Origin of the sequence: Pseudomonas sp. PS01299 (genome assembly GCF_029960145.1) — a bacterium.
Lineage (GTDB): Bacteria > Pseudomonadota > Gammaproteobacteria > Pseudomonadales > Pseudomonadaceae > Aquipseudomonas > Aquipseudomonas putida_A.
Window position 1 is genome coordinate 1 of record NZ_JASCPO010000300.1, and the last position, 6,024, is coordinate 6,024.

The window sequence follows — 6,024 nt, forward strand, 5'->3', positions numbered from 1 at the left end:
CCGATGCGGCTGAATGCAAGCTCGCTCGCAATTAATCTGAGCCAGACGGCTCCGTCAGTCGCAGTTAATTTGAGCCGAAAATTGCGTTGATTGCGAGCACGGCTGTTTTCGATTGCAAGCCGCTACAGGTAGGGTTTTCATCTTCGCAAAAGTCCATCGTGCGCCATGCCCTATAAATAATCTAGTGGGTGGCAGCGCTTCATGAACGAGCCCCATTAAAGACTGGACTCCTCTCCCCTGATAGGCAAACGGGTATGTTATGACTCACAGTAATGATAAGGGTGGCGAGCTGCTCGACCAGGAGAGATGACATCAATGCCAACAAGTTTTTCCTGTGACGCAAGCCGTGTCAGGACGGAAACCTCTCCGCGATCAGCGCTGACGAAGCCTTGGTGCAAGCCTAAGAGCTGAATTATGCGCTCAAGCCGATCCGTGAACTGCAACGGGTGCTGGGCAATAAAACGATGGAAAATGAAATTCTCAAAGAGGCCATGAAGATTGCCCGGCCACGAAAATGGATTGCGTAATCACCCTCGTTGCTGTGGGACGACCAGTGAAGCTGGTCAGCCAATGTGTCGGTGTGGCGCGCCAGCAATTAGCGGTTCGACTCAGGTAATCGGTATCATCCAAGACGCGGCAAAGTAGCCCTGTGAAAGAAGCTGAATTGATGACCAAAATCTAGCAACAGCTCTGCGAACTGCCCAGCTATGGCTGCCGTCGAGTCTGGGAATTTTTGCGTCGCGACCGTGAAACCAATTTGCTACGCGCCCGATCAATGTGATTCGGGTTTACCAGGTGATGCGTGATCACAATCTGCTGCTTGACGCAGGATCAAACAACCCTACGCGGGGTGTCGGCACGAAGGCCGTATTGCGGTGAAAATCAGCGATACCGCTGGTGCTCGGACGGTTTTGAGTTTCGCTTCGAGGACTGCGCCAAACTGAGCGTGAACTTCGTCCAGGATTACTGTGACCGCGAAGCCACCGGTTGGCTCGGCAACCCAACCGGATGCGGCGGCGATATCCAAAATTTTATGTTGTAAAGCGTGGAGAAGCGTTTAGGTAATTAGTCGTGCAGTAGCTCAGCGGTATCGGTTCGGCTTACACCGTCGAATAGACGCGCCTGTTGCTCAACAGATCCGCTTGCAGTCGTTGACCAGATAAGGGCGTAGCCCACAGAGTAATGGCATGTCAGAGTGCTTAGTGAAGACAATAAGCGTGATTACTTCAGTGTAAATGGCATCCGTAAACTCCTGGGATCGGCAATTCAAATAGCCACGAGGCGCCTCCTTGGCATCCCAGCGATCTCTGACTGGTTAGCCCAAGGAGCATGAAAAGTTATGTGGGGGCCCCGTTCTTCGACCACGCGGGCTCAGTTGATGATGAATCGTAGTGGCCGGTGCGCAGCACGTAGAAGTGGGCCTCGGACACGAGTCGCATCGGTTCAAGTGGGCAAACGGTACCCGGCCGGCGCGCGTAAATCTTCTTGCCACGCGCAGGAATCGGCGGCTCGATAAGTTTCGCCACGGTTAGATCCAACACCGCACACAATGCGGCTTGGATCTACCGTTAACCTATTTGCTGCGGATGAGCTCTTAGAAGTCAATCATGACTTTCATGGCCTTTTCATCTGCGGCATGTTTAAACACATCATAGGCCTTGGGCAGCTCGGAAAATCCAAAGCTATGAGTGGCGAGCTTTTCCATCGGTAGTTTGCCGGAGCAGCAAGTTTTGAGGAGCATGCTGGTGGTGTTGGCATTTACGAGGCCGGTGGTGATGGTGAGATTCTTGATCCAGAGCTTCTCCAACGCGAATTGCACGGGCTTGCCATGCACACCCACATTCGCAATGTGCCCACCTTCTTTGACGACGTGTTGGCAAATATTCCAAGTGGCTTCTAGGCCAACAGCTTCAATCGCGCAATCCACTCCGCGACCTTCGGTAATCTCTAGCACGCGGGCGATAGCATCTTCCTGGGCGGAGTTGATGGTGTGAGTTGCCCCAAGTTCGCGAGCCATGGCCAAACGGTTGTCATCCATGTCGATGACAATGATGCTAGAAGGGGAATACAACTGAGCGGTGAGTACACAACCCATGCCAACGGGGCCAGCGCCAATGACGGCGATGGTATCGCCCGGCTGAACATTGCCGTATTGCACACCGATTTCATGTGCGGTTGGCAGGGCGTCAGAAAGTAAAACGGCAACATCTTCGTTGAGGGCTTCTGGCAGGAGGTACAGCGAATTGTCTGCAAAGGGAGTGCGCACAAATTCTGCCTGAGTGCCGTCGATCATGTAGCCCATGATCCACCCGCCGCCATTGCGACAGTGGGCGTATAGTTGCTTTTGGCAGTTCTCACAAATGCCGCACCGGCTCACGCAGGAGATAATGACCTTGTCGCCTTTTTTGAATTTACCTACGGCATCGCCTATTTCTTCAACGACACCGATGCCTTCGTGACCCAAAATGCGACCATTAAAGCTTCCTGTTTTATTTTTTGCCGCTTGCTCAATCTCGGGATTTTTACCTTTCCAAATGCCAAGATCCGTACCGCAAATGGTGGTTTTCGTCATGCGGATTATCGCATCAGTGGGTGCAAGCAATTTTGGCTTTTCGCGCTCTTCCAAACGAATGTCGCCTTCACCGTAATAAACCATCGCTTTCATGGAAAAAACCCAAATAAAGAATGTGAGCATGTTTTATAGGGTCAAATCAAAACGATTGTCAAACTATGTTGCCGCTGACCGAAAACTGACCCAGTAGAGGCTGTTCTGCCGACTCAAAACTGACCCAGGTGTTCAACTGCTTCTGCTCACTTTTTGAGCAGGAGAACACAGGGTGATCAGCATGGAAATGTTGGGGAAAATCCGGCGGATGTACTTCCGCGACAAGCTCTCGCTGCATCAGATAGCCAAGCGTACCGGGCTTTCTAGAAACACCATCCGAAAATGGGTCAGAGCGCCCGAAGCCACTCAGCCGGCGTACCAACGGTGCGCAACCTTCAACAAACTCAGCCCTTTCCACGAGACGCTGGAACAGGCGCTCAAGGCCGATTCGTTCCGGCCAAAACACAACCGCAGGAGCGCCAAAGCGCTTTTCGAGCAGATCAAGGCCGAGGGTTACGACGGCGGCTACAGCCAGCTCACGGCGTTTGTACGCTCTTGGCGAGGTGAGCAAGGCAAGTCTTTACGCGCTTTTGTACCGCTGACTTTTGCGCTCGGCGAGGCGTTTCAATTTGACTGGAGCGAAGAGAGTCTGCTGATCGGTGGCCTGTTTCGACGTATCCAGGTCTCCCACATGAAGCTGTGCGCCAGTCGCGCATTCTGGTTGGTTGCGTACCCCAGCCAAGGCCACGAGATGCTGTTTGATGCCCATACCCGTTCGTTTGGAGCGTTGGGTGGCGTGCCACGTCGCGGCATCTACGACAACATGAAAACGGCTGTGGACAAGGTCAATAAAGGCAAAGGCCGCACGGTCAACGCCCGGTTTTCCGTGATGTGCGCGCACTATCTGTTCGATCCGGACTTCTGCAACGTGGCCTCTGGCTGGGAGAAAGGCATCGTCGAAAAGAACGTGCAGGACAGCCGGAGACGAATCTGGCTCGATGCTCAAAGCTGCATGTTCCATACCTTCGAGGAGCTGAACGTCTGGCTCGGCCAACGCTGTCGTACGCTCTGGGCCGAACTTGTACATCCGCAGTACAACGGTTTGACGGTGGCAGAAGTCCTGGAGCTGGAGCAGGCTGAAATGATGCCGATGCCGACGGCCTTTGATGGCTACGTCGAACGCACCGTCCGTGTCTCTAGCACCTGCCTGATCAGCGTGGCGCGCAATCGTTATTCGGTACCTTGCGAGCGTGTTGGTCAGTGGGTCAGCAGCCGTTTGTACCCTTCGCGGATCGTGGTCATTGCCGACGAAACGGTGATCGCCAGCCATGAGCGCCTCTTTGATCGAGATCAGGTCAGTTTTGACTGGCAGCACTACATCCCACTCATCGAACGCAAGCCTGGTGCACTGCGCAATGGCGCGCCATTTGCTGATCTGCCAAAACCGTTACGGCTTCTCAAACGGGGACTGAGGCGTCACACCAACGGTGATCGAATCATGATGCAGGTACTGGCTGCTGTGCCAATTGCGGGTCTCGAACCTGTGCTGGTGGCGGTGGAACTGGTACTTGAATCGGGAAGTCTGAGCGCCGATCACATCCTCAATGTCCTTGCCCGCCTGACCTCCACCGCACCACCTCCCTGTGTAGAAACCAGCCTGCAACTCAAGGTCGCGCCTGTTGCCAATACGGCGCGCTACGACCGGCTCCGTACGACCGATGAGGAGAATCGCAATGCGTGACCTGATGACTGAACTCAAAGAACTGCGCCTGCACGGCATGGCCAGTGCTTGGGAAGAACTGGTATCTCAAGGAACAGCGTCGACGGCTTCATCGAAATGGCTGCTGGAACATCTGCTTCAGCAGGAACATGCGGATCGCGCGGTGCGCTCGGTGAATCATCAGATGAACATGGCAAAACTCCCCATGCACCGTGACTTAGCTGGCTTTGACTTCAGAGCTTCCAGCGCTGATGCCCGGCTGGTCAGCGATCTATCCAGCTTAGCGTTCACTGAAACCGCGCAAAATGTCGTGTTCATCGGAGGCCCTGGAACCGGGAAAACACACCTGGCCAGTGCCTTGGCTGTATCCGGAATCACGGCCCACAACAAACGCGTGCGCTTTTTCTCCACGGTGGATCTGGTCAATCTGCTGGAGCGTGAAAAGTACGATGGTAAGGCAGGCCGAATCGCCCAGGGACTGCTACGAACAGACCTGGTGATACTGGATGAGCTGGGGTATTTGCCCTTCAGTCAAAGCGGCGGTGCCCTGTTATTTCACCTGCTGTCCAAACTGTACGAACACACCAGCGTGGTTATCACCACCAACCTGAGCTTCTCGGAATGGTCGAGTGTGTTTGGCGACGCCAAAATGACTACGGCTCTGCTGGATCGGCTGACACACCATTGCCATATCGTTGAAACAGGCAACGAGTCTTACCGCCTTCAACACAGCACCTTGGCCGCCCAGACAAAGATCAAATCACGGGAACGAAAGCGCAAGGACGGAGATGATATCGGGGAAGATGAGCCATTTTGATCCGCACCATAAATGCCCTGCTGCATGCATAAATGCGGTGGGGCTTGATGCGTCTTGAATCGGAACACTGCTGCTAAGCTTATCCACAATTGCTGGGACAGAAATCAGCAATCCGTCCTGGGTCAATTTTCATTCGGCAGGGTGGGGATGCGGACAAAAACTTGGACTGGTTATGCCGCTAAGCCCAGGCTTTCACGATACTCAATGGGACTGAGCGCGCCGAGGGAAATCTTTATACGTTTTTCGTTGTACCAGCGAATGTATGAATCCAAGGCCTGAATGAACTGCTCGATGCTCGTTGACTGCCAGTTGCGAGGATAGAACAGTTCCGTTTTCAGTCGGCCGAAGAAACCTTCACAAGCCGCGTTGTCTGGTGAGCAGCCTTTGCGCGACATCGAACGAATCAGCTTCGCATCAGCGATGCGCGATAACCAGCCGGGCCAGCGGTAGTGAGCGCCACGATCGGAGTGAACAACAGGCCGTTTATCGTTACTGGCCACCGTTTCGATAGCTGCATCCAGCATCGTGTTCACAAGCTCGGCGTCGGGACGCGTGCCGATCGACCAACTGATTACCTTCCCATCGAAGCAGTCGATCATGGGGGACAGGTACACCTTGCCTGCCGGGATCTGGAACTCCGAGATGTCGGTCAGCCATTTCTCATTCGGAGCTAGGGCCGTGAAGTCGCGGTTGAGGAGGTTTTCCGGCGCCGGACTGATCTCCCCGAGGTAGGAACCGTATCGACGCCGTTTCGGCTTGGCGACGACTAGGCACTCCTGCTTCATCAAGCGCTGCACCACCTTCTCTGAAAGGCGCACACGCTGCCTGCTCAACGAAGCTCGCATCCGACGGTAGCCATAGCAACGATGATTGCGCTCGAAT

At 54.2% G+C, this 6,024-nt stretch carries 4 protein-coding genes; 2 read left to right on the forward strand and 2 right to left on the reverse strand.

Going from position 1 to position 6,024, the window contains the following annotated elements; translation table 11 throughout:
* Positions 1–1,594 precede the first annotated feature (1,594 nt).
* Positions 1,595–2,665, reverse strand: a complete 1,071-nt coding sequence (locus QMX91_RS28270) for a zinc-dependent alcohol dehydrogenase family protein (protein ID WP_274103177.1) — start codon at positions 2,663–2,665, stop codon at positions 1,595–1,597.
* Between the two features lie 181 nt (positions 2,666–2,846).
* Between QMX91_RS28270 and istA the strand changes: the two genes are divergently transcribed.
* Complete coding sequence (gene istA / locus QMX91_RS28275) at positions 2,847–4,346, forward strand: IS21 family transposase (RefSeq protein WP_282413720.1); 1,500 nt, start codon at positions 2,847–2,849, stop codon at positions 4,344–4,346.
* The gene (istB, locus tag QMX91_RS28280; RefSeq protein ID WP_282413718.1) at positions 4,339–5,142 is read left to right on the forward strand and encodes an IS21-like element ISPsy20 family helper ATPase IstB; all 804 of its coding nucleotides are present in this window, start codon (positions 4,339–4,341) and stop codon (positions 5,140–5,142) included. Before istA ends, istB begins: the two co-directional genes overlap by 8 nt.
* Before the next feature lie 170 nt (positions 5,143–5,312).
* Here istB and QMX91_RS28285 read toward each other — a convergent pair.
* Positions 5,313–6,024 (reverse strand): IS3 family transposase (locus QMX91_RS28285; RefSeq protein WP_282413719.1); only part of this gene is annotated, 712 nt, incomplete at its 5' end.

Bases quoted from the DNA above. Each gene is read 5' to 3' on its own strand.
- istA (WP_282413720.1), top strand. From the start codon at position 2,847: ATGGAAATGTTGGGGAAAATCCGGCGGATGTACTTCCGCGACAAGCTC.
- istB (WP_282413718.1), top strand. From the start codon at position 4,339: ATGCGTGACCTGATGACTGAACTCAAAGAACTGCGCCTGCACGGCATG.
- QMX91_RS28270 (WP_274103177.1), bottom strand. From the start codon at position 2,665: ATGAAAGCGATGGTTTATTACGGTGAAGGCGACATTCGTTTGGAAGAG.